10 protein-coding genes are annotated in these 19,371 nt (G+C 36.1%); all 10 read left to right on the plus strand.

Features of this window, described 5'->3' with window-relative positions:
• The first annotated feature begins 356 nt into the window (after positions 1 to 356).
• The gene (locus ACLCDV_RS05490) at positions 357 to 3,590 is read left to right on the plus strand and encodes a SusC/RagA family TonB-linked outer membrane protein (protein WP_411973080.1); all 3,234 of its coding nucleotides are present in this window, start codon (positions 357 to 359) and stop codon (positions 3,588 to 3,590) included.
• Between the two features lie 18 nt (positions 3,591 to 3,608).
• On the plus strand, positions 3,609 to 5,066 hold the full coding sequence (locus tag ACLCDV_RS05495; protein ID WP_411973081.1) for a SusD/RagB family nutrient-binding outer membrane lipoprotein: 1,458 nt from the start codon (positions 3,609 to 3,611) through the stop codon (positions 5,064 to 5,066).
• Between the two features lie 117 nt (positions 5,067 to 5,183).
• On the plus strand, positions 5,184 to 6,191 hold the full coding sequence (locus ACLCDV_RS05500) for a hypothetical protein (RefSeq protein ID WP_411973082.1): 1,008 nt from the start codon (positions 5,184 to 5,186) through the stop codon (positions 6,189 to 6,191).
• Positions 6,192 to 7,256: 1,065 nt separating this feature from the next.
• Positions 7,257 to 10,487 (plus strand): SusC/RagA family TonB-linked outer membrane protein, encoded by a 3,231-nt coding sequence (locus tag ACLCDV_RS05505; protein WP_411973083.1) that lies wholly within the window; start codon positions 7,257 to 7,259, stop codon positions 10,485 to 10,487.
• A gap of 14 nt (positions 10,488 to 10,501) precedes the next feature.
• Positions 10,502 to 12,007, plus strand: a complete 1,506-nt coding sequence (locus ACLCDV_RS05510) for a SusD/RagB family nutrient-binding outer membrane lipoprotein (protein WP_411973084.1) — start codon at positions 10,502 to 10,504, stop codon at positions 12,005 to 12,007.
• A gap of 19 nt (positions 12,008 to 12,026) precedes the next feature.
• The gene (locus ACLCDV_RS05515; protein ID WP_411973085.1) at positions 12,027 to 12,719 is read left to right on the plus strand and encodes a BT_2262 family domain-containing protein; all 693 of its coding nucleotides are present in this window, start codon (positions 12,027 to 12,029) and stop codon (positions 12,717 to 12,719) included.
• Between the two features lie 5 nt (positions 12,720 to 12,724).
• The gene (locus ACLCDV_RS05520; protein WP_411973086.1) at positions 12,725 to 13,231 is read left to right on the plus strand and encodes a lipid-binding protein; all 507 of its coding nucleotides are present in this window, start codon (positions 12,725 to 12,727) and stop codon (positions 13,229 to 13,231) included.
• A gap of 661 nt (positions 13,232 to 13,892) precedes the next feature.
• Positions 13,893 to 17,060: a SusC/RagA family TonB-linked outer membrane protein gene (locus tag ACLCDV_RS05525; protein WP_411973087.1), complete on the plus strand. Its 3,168-nt coding sequence runs from the start codon at positions 13,893 to 13,895 to the stop codon at positions 17,058 to 17,060.
• A gap of 14 nt (positions 17,061 to 17,074) precedes the next feature.
• The gene (locus ACLCDV_RS05530; protein ID WP_411973088.1) at positions 17,075 to 18,547 is read left to right on the plus strand and encodes a SusD/RagB family nutrient-binding outer membrane lipoprotein; all 1,473 of its coding nucleotides are present in this window, start codon (positions 17,075 to 17,077) and stop codon (positions 18,545 to 18,547) included.
• Positions 18,548 to 18,571: 24 nt separating this feature from the next.
• Positions 18,572 to 19,069, plus strand: coding sequence for a lipid-binding protein (locus ACLCDV_RS05535; RefSeq protein ID WP_411973089.1), 498 nt, complete (start codon positions 18,572 to 18,574; stop codon positions 19,067 to 19,069).
• Positions 19,070 to 19,371: the final 302 nt, after the last annotated feature.

Here is a 19,371-nt window from a genome sequence, read left to right on the forward strand (position 1 = left end):
GAACTTATTATTGCGGTATTTCTTGTTTTCTGGAGATTATGTTAAAAAACTTGTAAAAGCAACTTTGGCTTTATATATTTGACACCGCTAATAAAAATCGCACTAACTATTATTTACTGTAAATGCTGAAAAGAGCAAATTTACAGCTGGATATTTATCTAAGGACTGACTCTACATCTACCTAGGGCCGACTTTTTCACAAATATTTTCAACTGTTATTAACTGGGCTGCAAGAGCATGTTATGTCTTTTGTTGTTTATTGTCTAGGCAATTTATGTTTAGACGGTTATGGTAATGGATATAATTTATATCAATATATAGGATTAGAAAAAATAATAAAATTAACTAACTAAAACATGAAACAAACATTACTAAGTTTTCTTGTTGGCGGTATGATCTTGACTTCGGTTGCATTCGCTCAAGAAAAGAAGATTAGTGGTCGTGTTACATCTGCTGACGGTAAAGCAATACCAGGGGTGACAGTAGTTGTACAAGGTACTAATCAAGCTACACAGACTGATACTGATGGTAATTATTCATTGAATGTACCGGCAGGTAAGGTTGTCGTATTCCGTTCCGTTGGTTTTGACGATAAAACTATTATTGTAAACAACAATAGTACGGTATTCAATGTTTCTTTGGTAAATCATGACAATGCTTTGGAAGAGGTTGTTGTTACAGCAAATGCGATCAAACGTGAAAAAAGAACGTTAGGTTACTCTGCACCGACATTGAATAATGAAGAATTACGCTCAGGTCAAAATTCGAGTGCTATCAATGCATTGGCTGGTAAGGTTGCTGGTGTGAATATTACATCAACCTCGAATTCGCCAGGTAGTTCATCTCGTGTGGTATTACGTGGTGGTTCGTCGATTTCAGGAAATAACCAAGCATTAATTGTTGTTGACGGTGTTCCTATTGACAATTCAAGTGTGATTGGTGGCGCCTCATCGCTATCCAGTGTTGATTTTGGTAACCGTGGTAATGATATCAATCCTGATGATATCGCATCAATGACTATATTAAAAGGTCCTGCTGCAGCTGCATTGTATGGATCGAGGGCATCTAATGGAGCTTTGATCATTACAACTAAGACCGGTAAAAAAGGTGGGGGTAAAACAGATATTACTTTCAATACTACAAATACTTTTTCTTCTATTTTGAAATTGCCCGAGTTCCAAAATGAATATGGTCAAGGTTACTCTGGCTATACTAAAAATGGAGATCTGGTTTTTGTCAATGATCCAAAAGAAAACTGGTCCTGGGGAGCTCCTTTTACAGGAAAAACACAGGAATGGGGGCAAGCTGTAAACGGTGTAAGACAAACAAAACCGTATTCTGCCGTAAAAGACAATGTTAGAGACTTTTTTAATACTGGGTTTGCAACAGACAATAACCTAGGCTTCTCAGGTGGTAGTGAAAAATCTTCCTTCTATTTGGGGCTGAATTCTTTGAACTCAAATGGTGTTTATCCTGGAAGCAAGGACAACTACAATAAATATGGTGTTCGTTTCAATGGTCAAACTGAATTCTCCAATAAATTTTATGCAGGAATTTCAGCGAACTATAGTCAGATCAACTCGAACAATGTAGGTGGTGGCCAAGGCGGTGGTTCTGTTTATAATAACTTGTTGCAAACTCCCCGCGATATTCCTGTTGCTGACATGAAAGATTTAAGCAACCCATATAATGGGTATGGTTATATCGATGCAAATGGTTTAAACCATAGTAATGAGTATGGTTATTATGGAGCATATTCTATGAATCCATATTGGACATTGGCAAATTACAACAATTACAATAATGTAAACCGCATTATGGGTAATTTTAACGTCGGTTATAAGCCATTTGAATGGTTGGATTTCAAAGAGCGCGTAGGGGTGGATCACTACACCGACCGCAGACGTTCAGAATCTCCAAAATATAATTTTACGCCGATCGATAAAACTTCAGGTAATTATTCGACTGCTAATGATCTTATTGACAATGGAGAGTATCGTATCGATCAATACAATGTAACAGAGATCATTCATGATTTCATGGTTACTGCTACCCATGAGTTTAATCAAGATTTTAAAGGATCATTAATGTTGGGTAATAATATCCGTCAACGTAATGTTTCTAATCTAAGTACTGCGACAAATGAAAGTGGAGGTTTGGTACAGCCGGGTTATTACAATCTAGCAAACTCCAATGGTCCATTGAACTTGATTCAAGATTCATGGTCAAAACGCCGGTTGGTTGGACTTTATGCAGATTTGAACTTGTCGTACAAAAACTTCCTATACTTACAAGCGACAGCACGTAACGATTGGTCGTCTACTCTTCCTAAGAAAAACAATTCATTCTTTTACCCGAGTGTAAGTGGTTCCTTTGTATTCTCCGAGTTGTTGAGCCAAGATGCTAAGAGAATTCTTTCTTACGGTAAATTGCGTGCCAACTACGCCAAAGTTGGTTCGGATACAGATCCATACCAATTGTTGACAACCTTCTCTAGAGGCGAGATCAATGGTGGATTTGGAACGACAACTTTCCCATTTGGTAATGTTTCCGCATTCATGTCGGGATCCACTTTAGGAAATGCAGAGTTGAAACCAGAAATCACTACATCAGCTGAAGTAGGTGCAGAATTAGGGTTTTTTAGAAATCGTTTAACTGTTGATTTTAGTTACTACAATAACAATTCTAAAAATCAAATCTTAGCCATTCCTATTGCAAATTCTACAGGTTACGGATTCAATGTTGTTAATGCGGGTAAAATTAAAAACTCGGGTGTTGAACTTGCATTGCGTGGAACGCCAGTGAAAACTGAAAACTTTAGCTGGGAATTGATGGGTACTTTCACTAAAAACAACAGTAAAGTTGTTGAGTTGATGGATGGTATTGACCAAGTTTCTCTAGGTGGTTTCTCAGGTATGTCTATCGTTGCGGCAAAGGGTCACCCTTACGGAGAATTTTATGCAGTAACCAATGCAACTGATGCGGAAGGCAGAACTATCGTTGACCAAGAAACAGGTTTACCAGTACCTACTTCAGAAGCAAAGTATTTAGGAAGTTATAATCCTAAATTCCAAGCATCATTAGGAACGACTGTAAATTACAAAAGCTGGTCATTAACAGCATTGTTTGACATGAAACATGGAGGTGTATTCTATTCACGGACTAAAGATATCATGGCATTCACAGGTACATCTGCTGAAACAGGAGGCGAGCGTTTTGGTCAAATCTTCCCTAACTCAGTTTACTTAGATGCAAATGGTAATTCTGTTGTAAATACAACAGCGACTTATGACAAAGTGGATTATTATCCATATTTGGAAGCGGGGATGAATGTTATTGATGCTTCTTATGTGAAGTTGCGCAACTTGGCTATTTCTTATAAATTCAAGAAAGATATGCTTAAAAATACGCCATTTGGAGATGTGACTGTGGGTGTGTTTGGAAACAACCTGTTTATTTGGACTCCAAGCGAAAACAAATATGCAGATCCTGAAGTAAACTCTGCTGGTGCTGGAAATGCACAAGGCTTTGACTATACTGCTCAGCCGTCTTTGCGTAACTATGGTATCAATGTGAAGGTATCCTTCTAAACTATAAAGAATAATAGAATGAACAAGAATATTAAAAAGTTTGTTTTTGCTGCATTGGTTGGATCAGTAGCATTTACAAGTTGTAATAAATATTTGGATGTTAACGAAAATCCAAATAACCCGGAAAAAGTAGAGCCAAATCTGTTGTTGCCGACAGTTGAAGCTTCGGTAAGTCAGATCGTAGGTAATCAACTTCAAGTGTATGGTGGTTTATGGGCCCAATATTGGACACAGGCTCCATCGTCCTCACAGTATCAGACCATTGATCAGTATAATATCAAAAATACTGCTACGGATCGTATTTGGTCAACAATTTATAGAAGTGCGCTAAACAATGCTGAAATAATCATCAAATCAGAGCGGGGGGCCAACAACTATACAATTGGTATGGCTTATTTATTGAAAGCATATACATTGCAGCTAGCTACTGATGCTTTTGGAGATATTCCCTTGGATGAAGCTTTGCAAGGAGCAACTAATTTGAGTCCAAAGTATCAAACTCAAAAAGAGATCTACAATAGTATTTTTGAAAATATCGATAAAGGTGTTGAATTATTGAAAGGTAGCCTTGGTACCACACCAGGTGAACAAGATATGTTGTTTGGTGGTGATAAGGCTTCTTGGATTGCGTTCGCAAATACCTTGAAATTGAGAGCGTATTTGCGTATTTCTAACGTAGATGCTGCTACTGCTCAAGCAGGTATCAAAGCATTATATGCTACAAATCCAACATTCTTAAATGAAGATGTATCCATCACATTTACGACGACAGGTGGTAACCAAAACCCTTTCTATACAGAGATGGTTGGTTTAAAATATGTTCAGAATGTAGTTGCAAGTGGAACAGCTGTTAAAGCTTATGCTGCAAACAATGATAAAAGATCATTTGCGTTATACAGCAGATTGTTTAAAGCAGATAATGTAACATTGCAGGATACAGTAGCATACTTAGAACAGGGAGACTTTAGAGGACAAAACACGAAAAAAGTTTCTGCTCCTTCTCCAATAACTGGTGCAAATGCGAAAAATACAGCGTCTGCAACAGCTCCTGTAAAATTATTCTCTGTTGCTGAAAGCAAATTCTTACAAGCTGAAGCTGCTTTGAAAGGATGGGGAACAGGTGCTGTTTCAACATTGTACAATGAAGGTGTTACAGCTTCATTTTCCTACCTAGGGACGGCAGGTGTGACTGACTATTTAGCTGCTGCTGGTAAATTTCCAACTGATGCATCTAAACAATTGGAAGCAATTATTACACAGAAATACTATGCAATGAACGGTTTCCAAAACTTTGAAGCATGGACTGAATATAGAAGAACAGGTTACCCTACATTCTTGGTTCAATCAAAAGCGTCAATTTTAGCGAATGGTGAAATGCCACAACGTTTGTTGTATCCAAATACTGAGTTGACAACTAACTTAAACTATCCAGGTACAAAAGCGATTACAGTACCAGTTTGGTGGGATGTTAAGTAATCTTTTAGATTATATACTTATGAAAGCGGCAATTTCTTTGGAAATTGCCGCTTTTGTTTTTTGAAATATATTGCTGGAAAAGCTGTATTTTCGTCCTTATTAATACAGCTATATTTTATGAAAAGATCGATTTTGTTTTTATTTATACTTATTCTTTTTGGGCCGAAGGTGCAGGTATTTTGTTTTGAGAAAGCTTATACCAAGTGTCGTATCGATACAGTAGTTAATTATTTCGATAGGTCGGGTAATCCAGTAGCAACGAAAGCGGAATCTCAATCTTATCAACTTATTGTCCCCATTGGAAACGATTCGGATAGATTTTTTAATATTGTTAGTTATTATACAGATACCGATTCTATGAAATCTTTCGCTTATAGTCCTGATAGCAAAGCTGGGGTTCTCGGGTGGAAATATGTCGGGGAATCGACTACCTACTACCCGAATGGACAGTTGAAAAGCTTGGAAAAATTCGATCCCCATGGGTTAGCAATTGACTCATCTTATTATTATTACCCTACGGGCAAGCTGAAAATGTTGGTTACCCAAGTGCAATCAGGTCAAAATCCATTTACTGGCACTCCTATAAACAAACCATATTACCTCTTGTATTTGGATTCTCTCGGAAATTATCTTTTGAAGCGGGGAAATGGATTTCTTCGCCTCGATTATGATAATGGTAACTATATTGAAGGGGAACTAAAAGATAATGAAAGAGAAGGAAAATGGGTAGGCTGGAATATGGAGAGTCATTATGAAGAGCAATATTCAGCTGGCGTTCTCCAAAGTGGGAAACGATTCCGTGCCAATGGAGAGGTGGTTTCATACGATGCTGAGACAAGGGAATTGGCTCCTGTTCCATCTCTTAAAATGGACCAATTTATAAAGGAAGTTTATAAAAACATAAACATTCCTCGTGATTCACATACTCAATTAAGCAATATTATAAACGTGCAATTTGTAGTCAACAAGGATGGTAGGCTCAGTAATTTTAAATATGATGGTGATATTCCTTTTGAAATTAAAAGAGAAATAACAACTGCTATTCAACGTGTTGGTCCTTGGAAACCAGGGAGCTTGCAAGGAGAGCCTGTGGCAATAAACTATACCATTCCGATACGATTGTAATTATATGCTGACTTTTGCCTAATTCCCAGAAAGGGGTGGTCAATTCAAACAGGTACCCAAGATGCTTTCTTAGATGCTTGTAAGCGAATGATTTGATGAAAGAGGCATTCCCTGAGAAATTCTAATATGTCAAAAGAGCGTCGCTAAACTATGGTTTTCGTATAGTTGTTGTATTAATCCCATAGTGAGTATAATATGTTTTATCGGTAGCCAGATAGTGGGTGTAAATATTTTAAAACTGCCTTCTGACTTTCAACAATGAAGGGCAATATAGTCGCGGTAATTCGTCATCATCATTGTTTTAACCCCCATTAATAAAAAGAAAAATAGACAGGTATAGATGAAAAATTTCGATCCATTCGCAAGTTTATAACTCGGTCTCAAAAAACATTTATCGGTGTTGCTTGATCTGAGAAAAGGTTTTGGATGTTGTATTACACGAAAAGTTAAATATTTATTGTTTTGGTGAATACTTTTGGAGGAAATGAGCCAGGTAATCAAGAATAGAGTTGCGAGTTCTCTTCTCTATTTTACCAAAGCAAGTTTTTATCAATTTTGTAATGAAAGAGAGCCACACAAAAAATATAAGATTATTTTTTTCAATATAATTGACTTGAAGAATAGGGGGTTGTATGTTACGTGTGCTTGCATTCGTATTGCCAAAATTATACTATTTCGGTGCGGTGTTTGGTATCGATATATTTTTATAAAGCCAACATATTTTCTTGTAAAATATATGTGCTGCGCTGATGAGTTAGCAATGTTTTTTATTATTTTTTGATTCTGAGTAAAACAATGTTACTTTGAAATGAATTCGTTTTGAAAAATAAATTATTGTTAATCAGTGTTTTGTGTTAATTTGTGCGTTAATTGTTGTTTGTAAATTATGCTTACATTGTAGGATTTTAAAAAAATTATAATTTTGTGTTTAACATTTTTTAATAGATTTATAATGTGTTAAAAAAAACAGGTGATAACTGGAACATATTTAGATTATAAAAAAAGTATATTAATACTAACCATAGTATTTTCTTCCAAAAATAACATTTTTATAAACGTAAACATATGAAACACAAATTACTCAGTTTATTCGTGGGTAGTATGATTCTAACTTCTGTTGCATTCGCGCAGGAGAGAAAGGTTAGCGGTCATGTTACAGGAGCAGATGGGAAGCCATTGGCAGGTGTAACTATCGCAATCCAAGGATCAAATGTTGCTACACAAACAGATGCAAATGGTAACTATTCATTATCAGTGCCTAATGGTAAAATTTTAGTATTTCGCTCTATAGGTTTTGCAGATAAAACGTTGATTGTTAAAGAAGGACAATCTGCTTTTAACGTTACATTAGATAATTCAGCTAATGCTCTGGATGAGGTTGTTGTAACTGCAATGGGTATTACCCGTTCGGAAAAATCTTTGGGTTACTCTGCGACAAAAATTGGTGGCGCCGAATTAGCAGCATCACGAAATACGAATGTCGCAAATGCATTGGCGGGTAAAGTTGCTGGAGTTCAGGTTAATTCATCAGGTGCCGCGCCAGGCTCTGTATCATCGGTTGTAATCCGTGGTTTCAGTTCAATTAATGGTTCCAATCAGGCATTGTATGTTGTGGATGGAGTTCCATTACAGACAAGTAATTTTCAAACTGACGGCACGACAATTGCGGCTGGAGGGATCTCCAGCATCTCTTCGGACGATATTGAATCAATGACTGTATTGAAGGGGGCGGCTGCTACTGCGTTGTATGGATCTCGAGCTTCAAATGGAGTTATAGTTATTACCACTAAATCGGGAAGAAAAGGTAATGGGAGAAACTTTTCGTTATCTTATAATGGAGGTATGCAATTTAGGGAGATGTCTGTTTTTCCTATAATGCAAAATGAATTTGGGCAAGGCTGGAATGGAAAGCAAACTTTTATTGAGAATGGCTCTTGGGGACCACGTTTAGACGGATCACTTCAATTGTTTGGACCTATTTGGAATAATAAACAGCTGTACCATGAATATTCAGCCCGAAAAAATAATGTTAAGGATTTTTTGGATGTTGGTAAATCCTTTAATAATAGTATAGCTTTTAATGGTGCTTCAGAAGACAACAAGCTGACTTATTATTTGTCTTATTCGAATACTAAAGATGATGGAATTATGCCAACAGATGCGGATTCTTATAAGAGGAATACGCTCGCTTATAGGAGTACCTATAAAGGTACTGATTGGTTAAAAGTTTCGTCAAATCTGAATTTTACGACAAATAAGACCAACGTGGTCGGGACATTTCAGGGCACATCAGTAATTGACGGTTTGCTGGAATTGCCAAGAGATATATCCATTATAGACAAAAAAGACTTATCGAGTCCCTTCAATACACCAGAAGCTTATTTTACGCCTTATGGTATAACTAATCCGTATTGGGCACTTGCCAACAATTATAACCAATTAAATTCGAAACAGTTTAATGGGAAAATTCAAGCAGATATTAACCCAATGAAGGAATTAACATTGACCTATAGATTTGGTTTTGACCATTTAAACTATGACCAAAAAATTGGAGTACCGGAGATCAAATTGGATGACAAATTAATCACGGATGACAAGGGATATCCGCCGTCAAAAATGAATCAAGCTGGAAATGTTTTTTCGAGATATGGTAGTTCTTATGAATTAAATCATGATTTCTTGGCTACTTATGATAACAGATTTGATAAGTTATCACTTACTGCAATGCTTGGTATGAATATCAATGAAAGATATTCTACTTATATGCAAGGTCAGACGGACGGTCTCTCTGTATATACTGGTTTTTGGGATTTAAGTAATGGGTCCGTGAGATCAGAGTTAAGTGAAGTTCAAAATAAACGAAGGCTGGTAGGGCTATTTGGAGATGTCACTTTAGGGTATGATGAAACTGTGTTTTTGAACTTAACTGCACGGAATGATTGGTCATCGACTCTACCTATCAATAATAATAATTATTTTTATCCTGGCGCAACTTTGAGTTGGTTGTTTACGAATAACCTACCTAAGAATAATATACTTACTTTTGGTAAAGCGCGTTTAGCCTATGGACGTACAGGTAATGATGCGGGAGTTTATCAAACTACCGCTCGCTATATACAAGGATTTGCCAATGGATATTACGGATCAGATATTATTAAATTTCCATTGAATAATGCGAATTCCTTTTTATTGAGTACACAAAAAGGAAGTGATCAATTGCAGCCAGAGATGACGACAGAATTTGAGGCAGGAGTTGATTTGAAATTCTTTAATAACCGTATTGGCTTAGACGCTGCATTTTATAACAGAACAACAACTGATCAAATATTTCCTTTATCAGTAGATCCTGCGAGTGGTTTTGCAACAATGGTAACCAATGTTGGGGAAGTAAGAAATAGAGGTATTGAACTTTTGCTCTCGACAACTCCTATTAAAACTGAAAAATTCAGATGGGATCTCAATTTCAATCTTACGGTAAATAGAAATAAAGTGATCTCTTTGGATGAGCGGATTGGGGATAAATTTGAAATTTACAACTTTTCGGCGGGAGATGATAATGTGAGTATGTACGCGGAGGTTGGGAAACCTCTTGGTACCTTCTACACCTACTTACCTACCTATGTTGAAGATGTAAATAGTCCTTATTATGGAAAGCTAATTGTTGATGAAACTGGCCAACCACGTCAAACCAAAGATATTGCAAGTACGGGTTTAAATATTCAACCTAAATGGACTGGTGGTGTAAATACATCTTTTAGTGCTTATGGGTTTACTTTAGGAGCTACTTTAGATGTTCGCGAAGGTGGTTATATGTTTTCCAGGACAAAAAATTTAATGCAATTTACTGGCAACGGGATAGAGACACTCTATAATGATCGTAATCCGTTCATTATTCCTAATTCAGTAGAGTCGGTGTTCGATAAACAGGGGAATTTTAAAGGATATCAAGATAATAATACAGCAATATTTTTATCAAATAGTGGGTATCAAGACTATTTCAATTTGCATGGATCGAAAGAAGCTGGTAAATACTATTTGATGGATCGTTCATTTAGAAAAATACGTAACATATCGTTAACTTATGCTTTGCCGAAATCTTGGGTAAGTTCAGCTAAATTGAGCGATGTTGCCATCACAGCATTTGTTAATAATCCATTTGTATGGACACCCAAAAGCAATAAATTCATAGATCCGGAAGGATCTTCTATCGGAAGTGATTTGCAAGGCCAGTTTGGGGAGTTGTATATTAATCCGGCAACCCGCATCTATGGATTTAACGTAAGTCTTAAATTTTAATATTTAATGTTATTATGAAAAAGATAATATTGCCTTTATTGGCTATTAGTATAGGGGTTAGTTCATGTAAAAAGTTCTTGGATATCAATGATAGTCCAAATTCCCCAAAAGAAGAAAATATTTCAAATTCCTTAATTGTGCCAGGGATTGAGATGAATCTGGCTGCGAGCTATGGAAATTATTTTAGAATAATCGGAGGATATTACGCGGAACACTATAGTCAAACATTCGGAACAAGTAATTATTTGGATTATTCGCAATTTTTTGCTTCACAGACGAGATCTGCGGGCACTTATACGCAATTAAATACTCGAGTTCTTAAAAATGCGAACACAGTGATAGAAAAAGCTAAAGCTTCGAGTGATTGGAGTACTTATTTGATTGCGAAAACATTGCGTGTTTTTGCAATTCAATCACTGGTTGACGCTTATGGTGAAACGCCATATTCAGAAGCTTTGAAAGACGATATTTTATCGCCAAAATATGACGATGGTAAAGATGTCTATACAGGAATTTTAGCAGAGTTGAATGAGGCACTTTCTAAAGTAGAAGCGGATGGTCCTATAATGGCAACTTTTTTGTATCCAAAGGTAGGAGGCCAGGATCCTACGACAACCGATTGGATACGGTTTGCAAACGCATTAAAATTAAAGCTCTTGATGCGAATGAGTAAAGTCCAAGATGTAAAAAATGAACTAGCTAATTTGGTTAACGCAAATATGTTTCCTTTAAAAGATGTTGCATATGCGAATATGTGGGTGAATGAAACGGGCAAAGCAAATCCTTTTTATCAAGAAGAATTCGCTTCTTATTTTGGTTCAACCCAAGAAAATGTAATTTTAAATTTAGCACTTTCAGCGACTTTGGAAGATGATAGTGATGCGAGACTTTCTGTTTTTTTTGACAAAAATAGCAGTGGGCTATATAAAGGGGGCGTGTCAGGAACAAACTTTAGTATTTCAAATGTATACACGGCGAGTTATTTCAATAGACCAAAAATGAGTTATGACTCTCCGGTGTATTTAATTACAAAAGCAGAAATAGAATTTTTCTTGGCAGAATATTATGCCAAATATGGTTCTTCAGGACAGGCAAAATCCCATTATGAAACTGCTATAACGCAATCTTTTTTATCTGCTGGGCTAACCCAAGCAGATGCTGCAAAAGTCTTTCAAGGAAAATATGCATACGATAATGCAAAATATGAAAAACTAATTGGGATTCAGAAATGGATTGCTTTAAGTGGAACTAATAATTTTGAAGCTTGGTGTGAGTTAAGGCGTTTGAAATATCCGACTTTTGGTACAATTACTGGTGCAAATATTTATAACGAGTCAAATGATACATTTAAACCTGAACTATACGTTCCAGGGACACTGTACACTCCTATTAAATATAACACAGAGTTGGGTCCAAATAAAGTTTTACAACGAATTAGATATGCGCAAAGCTCCACGAATTCAAATTCGAATGCACCAGCAGTTCGACCTGATGGAGAACCAGTATTTTGGGCTAAGTAGTGTTATTTAAAAACTGAAGATGATGAAAAATATTTTAAAAACAATATTGATTCTTTTTATTTCACTGTTTGTTTTTTCAGGTTGTAAGAAAGAAACAACAGGTGGATATACGCATGTGACGACATTTCCATTATTAAGTATAAAGGGAGGTTCAAAGGTTGTCCTACCTTTGGGAGGGACCTATCAAGAACCTGGATTTGAGGCTACTATTGATGGTGTTGATGTGTCAAAAAGCGTGGTTGTGAAATCCACTCTTAATGCAAACAAGCCAGGGCAATATACAATTACTTATATTATAAGTAATGAGGAGGGCTATAAGGCTGAATTGAGTAGAAATGTTTATGTGTATGATACAACACCTAACATTATGCCTTCGAAAATTTATCAAGTGCAAGCAGGTACAAATCGAAATGGCACTGTTGCCTATAGCGGTTATTCAGTTGCAGTCTATCAAAGTTCTCCTGGAGTTTTTGCGATCTCAGACTTTTTGGGAGGGTATTACGATGTAAGAGCGGCTTATGGACCTGCTTACGCTGCTGTTGGTACTTTTGAAATAAATAATAATAATACACTATCCCTTGTAGAAAGTTATGTAGCTGGTTGGAAAGATAGTTTGTCTGCGCTAAATAATGGCAAATTCGACCCGGCAACCAATACTATTACATTTACTTCTGCTTATGCAGGTTTTAATTTTAACGTAATTTTGAAGTAGTAAGTATGAAAAAGATCTTTTATATAATTAGCCTTCTCTTCATCTCTTTCCAGTCATGTAAGAAGGATGAAGTTCAAGGTACGGCCACGCAAAAATTAGCTGGCGAATGGTATGTTACGGCGGATGCGCTGAAAGCCGATGGTTCGCTCTTTGCGAAAGATGTTTATGGATTAGGACATTTCATGATTGCGACCTATAATACAGAAAGTAATGATATCGCGAAAATTTGGATAGATGATAGGGAAAATTTTTGGGATTTTAAAGGTGTCATCAATGGAGATGTGAATGCATTAACTTTCTACGGTGAGAATGTACAAAATGTTAAATCGGATTCTAAATTTACAATTACCGCCGGTAAAATTCTAAAGGCTGGCGCAACTACACCAAGTGGAATGAAAGCAGATAGTGTGGTTTTTGAAGTTAAATTTGATGACGATGATCCGGTTAGTAATGGCTTTGATCGTTATAGAATTACAGGTTATCGTTATACTGGATTTGCTAATGATAACTAATTCTCAATAGGTTTGAATTAATAAAGGGAACAATCTTTTGTTCCCTTTATTTTTATGTTTTAATGAGCTTAATGGGTTTCTCAAGATTGTGTACATTAACCAATGTTAATCATTAATATGTTACTCTCTACTCGATCTCCTCTAATATTTTTCCAAGTCAGCAGGGGAAAACTATCTTAAATCCGTGTAATCTATACGTTATCTATTTTCAGATCATACAAATCCTTGTGCTTTTATTAATATGTAATTGTTATATGGTGTTTGTAATTAGTTTACTGTGTTTTTTGATCTGCATTTTGCGCTTTTAATGTTCAATGAATTTTTTGATTTTCTCAGTTTATATAACTGGTGTTTTCTATTATGAAGCTACTTCTCTTAGATATTAGGTGTATAATGTTACTTGTTTAATTTTTTTATAAAAAAATAAATACCTTATTTTCAGTTTTTTATGTGTATTTATGAATTAAATGTTACCACAAAGTTATGCTTGCATTGCAAAAGTTAAAAAAAGTTATAATTTTGCCTTTAACATTTTTTAACATGTGGCAACAACACAATAAAAAAATGTTACTAACTATAACGCATATATAATTTATTGGAAGGTATATTGCTAACCGAAGTATTTTATCAAGAATAAACATTTTTTAATAAACGTAAACATATGAAACACAAATTACTCAGCTTTTTCGTGGGTGGTATGATTCTGACTTCTGTTGCGTTCGCGCAGGAAAGAAAGGTCAGCGGTCGTGTTACTGGTGCAGATGGCAAACCATTGGCAGGTGTAACGATTGCTGTACAAGGATCAAATGTAGCTACACAAACAGATTCGAATGGTAATTATTCGCTTTCTGTACCAATAGGGAAAATAGTTGTTTTCCGATCAGTTGGATTTGCTGATAAAACCTTGATTGTTAAAGAAGGTCAATCTGCATTTAATGTTACTTTGGAGGATAGGGACAACGCTTTGGAGGAGGTCGTGGTTACGGCCATGGGCGTATCTAAGCAAAGTAAGGCGCTTGGTTATGCAGCTACAACAGTTAAGTCTGATGAAATTACTGCTGCAAATAATATGAATGCAATGACTGGCTTACAAGGAAAAGTGGCTGGGGTGAGCATTTCCAATTCTGGGACAACTGGAGGGTCTACAAAGGTAATTATTCGCGGGGTATCTTCTTTTTCTGCCAACAACCCTCTATATGTTGTTGATGGAGTGCCAATTAATAATGGATATCAAGCTTCAATTGGTTCTACTCGATCTGTCGATTTAGGAAATGCGGCAAACGATATAAATCCAGATGACATTGAATCAATGACAATTTTAAAGGGTGCTTCAGCAACAGCATTGTACGGTTCTCGTGCCGCGCATGGTGTCATTATGATCACGACGAAAAAAGGAAAATTGGGACAAAATTTGGCGATTACTTATAATGGGGCTATAAATGTTAGTAACGTTCTTAAAGTTCCTCAAACCCAAAATGTTTTTGGACAAGGATGGCCTGATTATGACTATGCTGAAAATGGTTCGTGGGGTCCTAAGTTAGACGGAATAACAAGACCTTGGGGCTCAGAAGTAAACGGTGTTCGTCAAACGAAGCCATATTCTTACGTTAAAGATAACATTAAGAACTTTTATGTCTCTGGGCTTGATGCGACGAATGCGTTATCTATTTCCGGTGGTGGCGATAAATCTTCCTATATGTTTTCATATGGTAATTTTTATCAACAAGGGGTATTGCCTGGACATCCAGATAAATTGAAGCGTAATAATTTTTCCTTTAGAGGTAATACCAATTTAGATAAATTTACATTTAATTATGGAGTAAATTATGTTAGGCGTGATCTTAACGCAATATTCCAGGGACAAGGATCTGCTGATGGTGGTAAAACAACTTTTCAAGAGCTAATCCAGACACCCGTAGATATTGATCTCTCTTCAATGAAGGATTATAATAATCCGTATTACAATTATGATAATTATTTTACGCCATATTCTTCAAACCCTTATAAAGCATTATTAGATAATGGGACAAAACTTCAGGAAGATCGTTTTTATGGAAATATCGATCTTTCCTATAAAGTCCTCCCTTGGTTAACTGCGTTAGGTAAGTTAGGTGGAGATTTTGGTAATATCAATACCAAGGATTTTTCTCAACGAATTACTTATACAGCTGGTTCTAATTCAGCTGTTTATAAGAAAGCGATAACGACAGGTAGATATGGTGAAAACTATAGAAAGACGAATCAGATTGATGCAACATTCATGTTTCAGGTCGATAAACCAATCAATGACGATATTAGCTTATCTGGAAATTTAGGATATAACTTTAACCAACGTGGATACAGTTACCTTGATTCCTACATTAGTGGTTTGAATATACCGGGTTGGTATAGTTTGAAGAATACTAGCGGAGCGCCAGTGGTGGAGAATGTATTTGTTCGACAACGCTTAATGGGCTTATTTGCCGATGCTACATTCAATTATAAAAATTATTGGTTCGTCAATGGATCTTTCCGTTCTGATTGGTCGTCTACTCTTCCAGTCAAGAATAACAATTATATGTATGGAGGGATTAATACATCATTAATTTTAACAGATGCATTCCAAGACTTAAAGTCTGATAACTTTAATTATTTAAAATTAAGGGCTGCGTGGGGTAAAACAGGTAACGATGCATCTCCTTATAGAGTTCAAAACACTTATGCTAGTTCTCAATTAGGTTTAGGGTTTGGTAATATTATTTTACCATTAAAAGGAACAGCTGGTCTCCAACATGGTAAGTTGCTAGGTAACGATGATTTAAAACCTGAGATTACGACAGAACTTGAATTTGGTGCTGAAATGAAACTATTTAACAATAGAGTGAGCTTAGATGCATCTTACTACAACAGAAAAACTGTGGATCAAATCTATTCATCAGCCCTGCCTCCAGAATCAGGTTTTACGACAAGAACTCGAAATATTGGAGATATTAGAAATAAAGGTGTCGAGATCGGTTTAAATACGACTCCGTTAAAATTGAAAGATTTCCAATGGGATTTCGGAATTAATTTCACGAAAAATAATAGCAAGGTCGAAAAGCTATGGGATGAAGTGAAAGAATTCAATATTTACAATGCTTATTTAGTTGATTTTGTCGCAGAAATTGGCCAACCCCTTGGTGTTTTTAAAGTTCCTCAAGTGATGACTGTTAAAGATGGTGAGTACGCAGGTAGGGTTGTCGTAGGAGCAAACGGCGTGCCTTTGACGGATCCAAATACAAAACGGAGAATCGGAAAGTACGAACCCGATTTTGTGATGGGATTTAATACTAAGTTTACATATAAAGATTGGAGTTTAGGTGGAGTTTTAGATTGGCGGAAAGGTGGTTTCTTTTATTCCTACACAGCTCAACTGAATTATTTTGTTGGAAACGCGACAAACACAACGTTTAATGAGAGACAGCCTTGGTTGGTCCCAAATTCTGTTAAGCAGTCTGGCAATACATATGTGGAAAATGATACTCAAATTTCAGTTAATAATCAAAATACTTACTGGAATCCTGCTACTAACAATTCAATTTACGAACAAGCGGTATTAAAACGTGACTTTGTTAAATTAAGAGAAGTTGTACTTACCTATTCATTACCAAAAAGTGTATTAGGCTCTAAAATAAAAGGAGTTGATTTTAGTTTAATTGGAAGAAATTTATTCATTTGGACTCCGAAGAATAATAATTTTGTAGACCCTGAATCAAGTAACTACGGTAACGATATTACCTCTAACTTTGGTGAATTTGCAGCTGGCCCAACATTTAAGAGTTTTGGCGGTAGCGTTAAAGTTCGATTCTAATTATTTTTAGCATTATGAAAAAATTAAAAACATTTGGATACATATTAATAGCTAGTACATTAACTTTTGGTTCTTGTAATAAAGCTTTAGATATCAATAAAGACCCATATTTGCCGTCAGAAACAGATGCCACACCGGACTTGCTATTTCCTTCGGGAGTTGCTTACAGTGCCGCTAAAATTGGTGGTGATTTAGAATTGATTGGTGGTTTTTGGGCACAACACTATACCCAGAATAATAGTTCTAATCAATATAAAGATCTTGATGCATACACTATGACTATATCATCCTATAATGGAATTTGGTCGAACCTATTTGGTGGTGGGATGAAGGATCTGTATATTGCGAAAGACAAAGCTCAAATAGCGGGTCTTTGGAATTATTATATAGCGTCATCTGTCATGTTAGCTTTTGACTATCATGTACTAGTAGATTTGTATGGCGATTTGCCAATTACAGAGGGGTTGCAAGGAGATAAGGGGTTATATACTCCGAAATGGGATGAAGGAAAGGCTGCAAATGCGTTGATATTAAAACAACTGGATGAAGCTATAGCTAAGGCAACGGAGGCTAAATCTCTACCATCAATGGCAGGCCAGGATTTCGTTTTTTCAGGTGATACAGATAAATGGCGTAAATTTGCTAAATCTTTAAAACTTAAGATTTTGATGCGCGATTTTTCTGCAAACTCTGCAGCTATTAAGGCTTTGCTTGATGAAGGGGATCTATTAGTATCGGATGCAAAAATGACTGCGTTTGAAGATATCAAGGACAAATCAAACCCATTGTTCGAATCCGATAGAAGGGCTTTAAATACAGGTGCGAATATCCGTGCAAGTAAAACATTGCTATCTTATTTGTTGAAAAATAATGATCCAAGGATTTCGGATTTTTATGAAGTAAATGATATTAACGGTCAATATACCGCTTATCCGCAAGGTAATTTTAATGCTACCAGCGCAGAATATCCGGTTGGAAGTACTTCGAGAGCCAAGTTAGCAGCGACTGACCCTGTTTATTTTATGTCCAATGCTGAGGTGGAATTTTTGCAAGCGGAAGGTTGGGCTAGACTAAATGATGTCACCAAGGCAAAAAGCCACTACGAATCGGCTGTAAAATTGGCCTTTTCTCGGTGGGGGAAAGACGCAAGCTCGTTTATTGCTGTCGGTGGAGCGTATGCATTTAAAACAGGAACAGTGGAAAGTTTGGTAGAGCAAATTATTACACAAAAATGGATAGCTTCAACTCGATGCCAAGCTTGGGATGCGTTCTATGACCAAAACCGTACTGGATATCCAGTAGTGAGTACTGTGGCTGGAAATGATGCTAATTACATTCCGGGACAATATACGGTATCTGTAAATACTTCTTTAAGTGGAAGTGAAATTCCGAGAAGATTGCCATATCCAAAAGTGTCTTCAGACAATAATCCTTATACCCCTAAAGCCGTCGCTATAAATACAAAAATGTGGTGGCATAAGAAATAAGACTGGACTTTTAATATTATAGAAATGAAACATATATTTAAATATTTTTTAGGGTTTCTAGTGCTAGGTTTTGTTGCATGTAAACAGGATCAACCAGCTGTAGAATATTCTCCTATTTTCCCAATATCGGGAGAATGGCACACGCACGTCTTTAACGAAGATGGCTCTTCTGCAAGCGCAAGTTTATTTGCATTAAGCACTTATAATACTTCTGATAATTTATCAAATGTTGCTTGGTTCAAATTAAGCAACGTAGCGCAACCGTTTGGTGTTTTAGCGAAAGTAAATGTCGACGTTCCCAACAAAACATTTGTTGCAGGACAATACATCAATACATTACCTGTACCAGCAAATAGTACTGCGATAACATTAATAGAAGGCAAGATTATGCTCAACGCCTCTACGCAACCTAGCAAAGCTGTGGCAGACAGTATTTATGTTAAATATAAAACAGGAGTAAACGGAAAGACTTATATCGTAAAAGGTCATAGACGTACTCAATGGCCTGAGGATCAAAAATAGAAGTAATTTCTTCCATTTAGTTGAATAGAAGCTTGGTCGGATTCCCGACCAAGCTTTTTTTTTAATTAGGCTTTAATACTTCCTGTCCACTTAATAAATGTTGAAGTGCAGTTTTTACAAATCGGAATTAAATAAGCATATCATCTACAATTCTACGGGATCCTTGGCTAGTACATATGGTATTCTATGGTGAACTTAGTAAAATTATAATATCAATGTGCTTTAATTATTTGAAAATTGTTCCTTATTTCAAGACCTTAATAACTAATTTTCAAATCATAGAAACGAAAAACGGTTAGTAT

This window comes from Sphingobacterium sp. Lzh-3, from assembly GCF_046764375.1.
Lineage (GTDB): Bacteria > Bacteroidota > Bacteroidia > Sphingobacteriales > Sphingobacteriaceae > Sphingobacterium.

What these genes read in the sequence shown, in the direction of transcription:
- ACLCDV_RS05490 (WP_411973080.1), top strand. Translation starts at nt 357, where the DNA reads ATGAAACAAACATTACTAAGTTTTCTTGTTGGCGGTATGATCTTGACT.
- ACLCDV_RS05495 (WP_411973081.1), top strand. Translation starts at nt 3,609, where the DNA reads ATGAACAAGAATATTAAAAAGTTTGTTTTTGCTGCATTGGTTGGATCA.
- ACLCDV_RS05500 (WP_411973082.1), top strand. Translation starts at nt 5,184, where the DNA reads ATGAAAAGATCGATTTTGTTTTTATTTATACTTATTCTTTTTGGGCCG.
- ACLCDV_RS05505 (WP_411973083.1), top strand. Translation starts at nt 7,257, where the DNA reads ATGAAACACAAATTACTCAGTTTATTCGTGGGTAGTATGATTCTAACT.
- ACLCDV_RS05510 (WP_411973084.1), top strand. Translation starts at nt 10,502, where the DNA reads ATGAAAAAGATAATATTGCCTTTATTGGCTATTAGTATAGGGGTTAGT.
- ACLCDV_RS05515 (WP_411973085.1), top strand. Translation starts at nt 12,027, where the DNA reads ATGATGAAAAATATTTTAAAAACAATATTGATTCTTTTTATTTCACTG.
- ACLCDV_RS05520 (WP_411973086.1), top strand. Translation starts at nt 12,725, where the DNA reads ATGAAAAAGATCTTTTATATAATTAGCCTTCTCTTCATCTCTTTCCAG.
- ACLCDV_RS05525 (WP_411973087.1), top strand. Translation starts at nt 13,893, where the DNA reads ATGAAACACAAATTACTCAGCTTTTTCGTGGGTGGTATGATTCTGACT.
- ACLCDV_RS05530 (WP_411973088.1), top strand. Translation starts at nt 17,075, where the DNA reads ATGAAAAAATTAAAAACATTTGGATACATATTAATAGCTAGTACATTA.
- ACLCDV_RS05535 (WP_411973089.1), top strand. Translation starts at nt 18,572, where the DNA reads ATGAAACATATATTTAAATATTTTTTAGGGTTTCTAGTGCTAGGTTTT.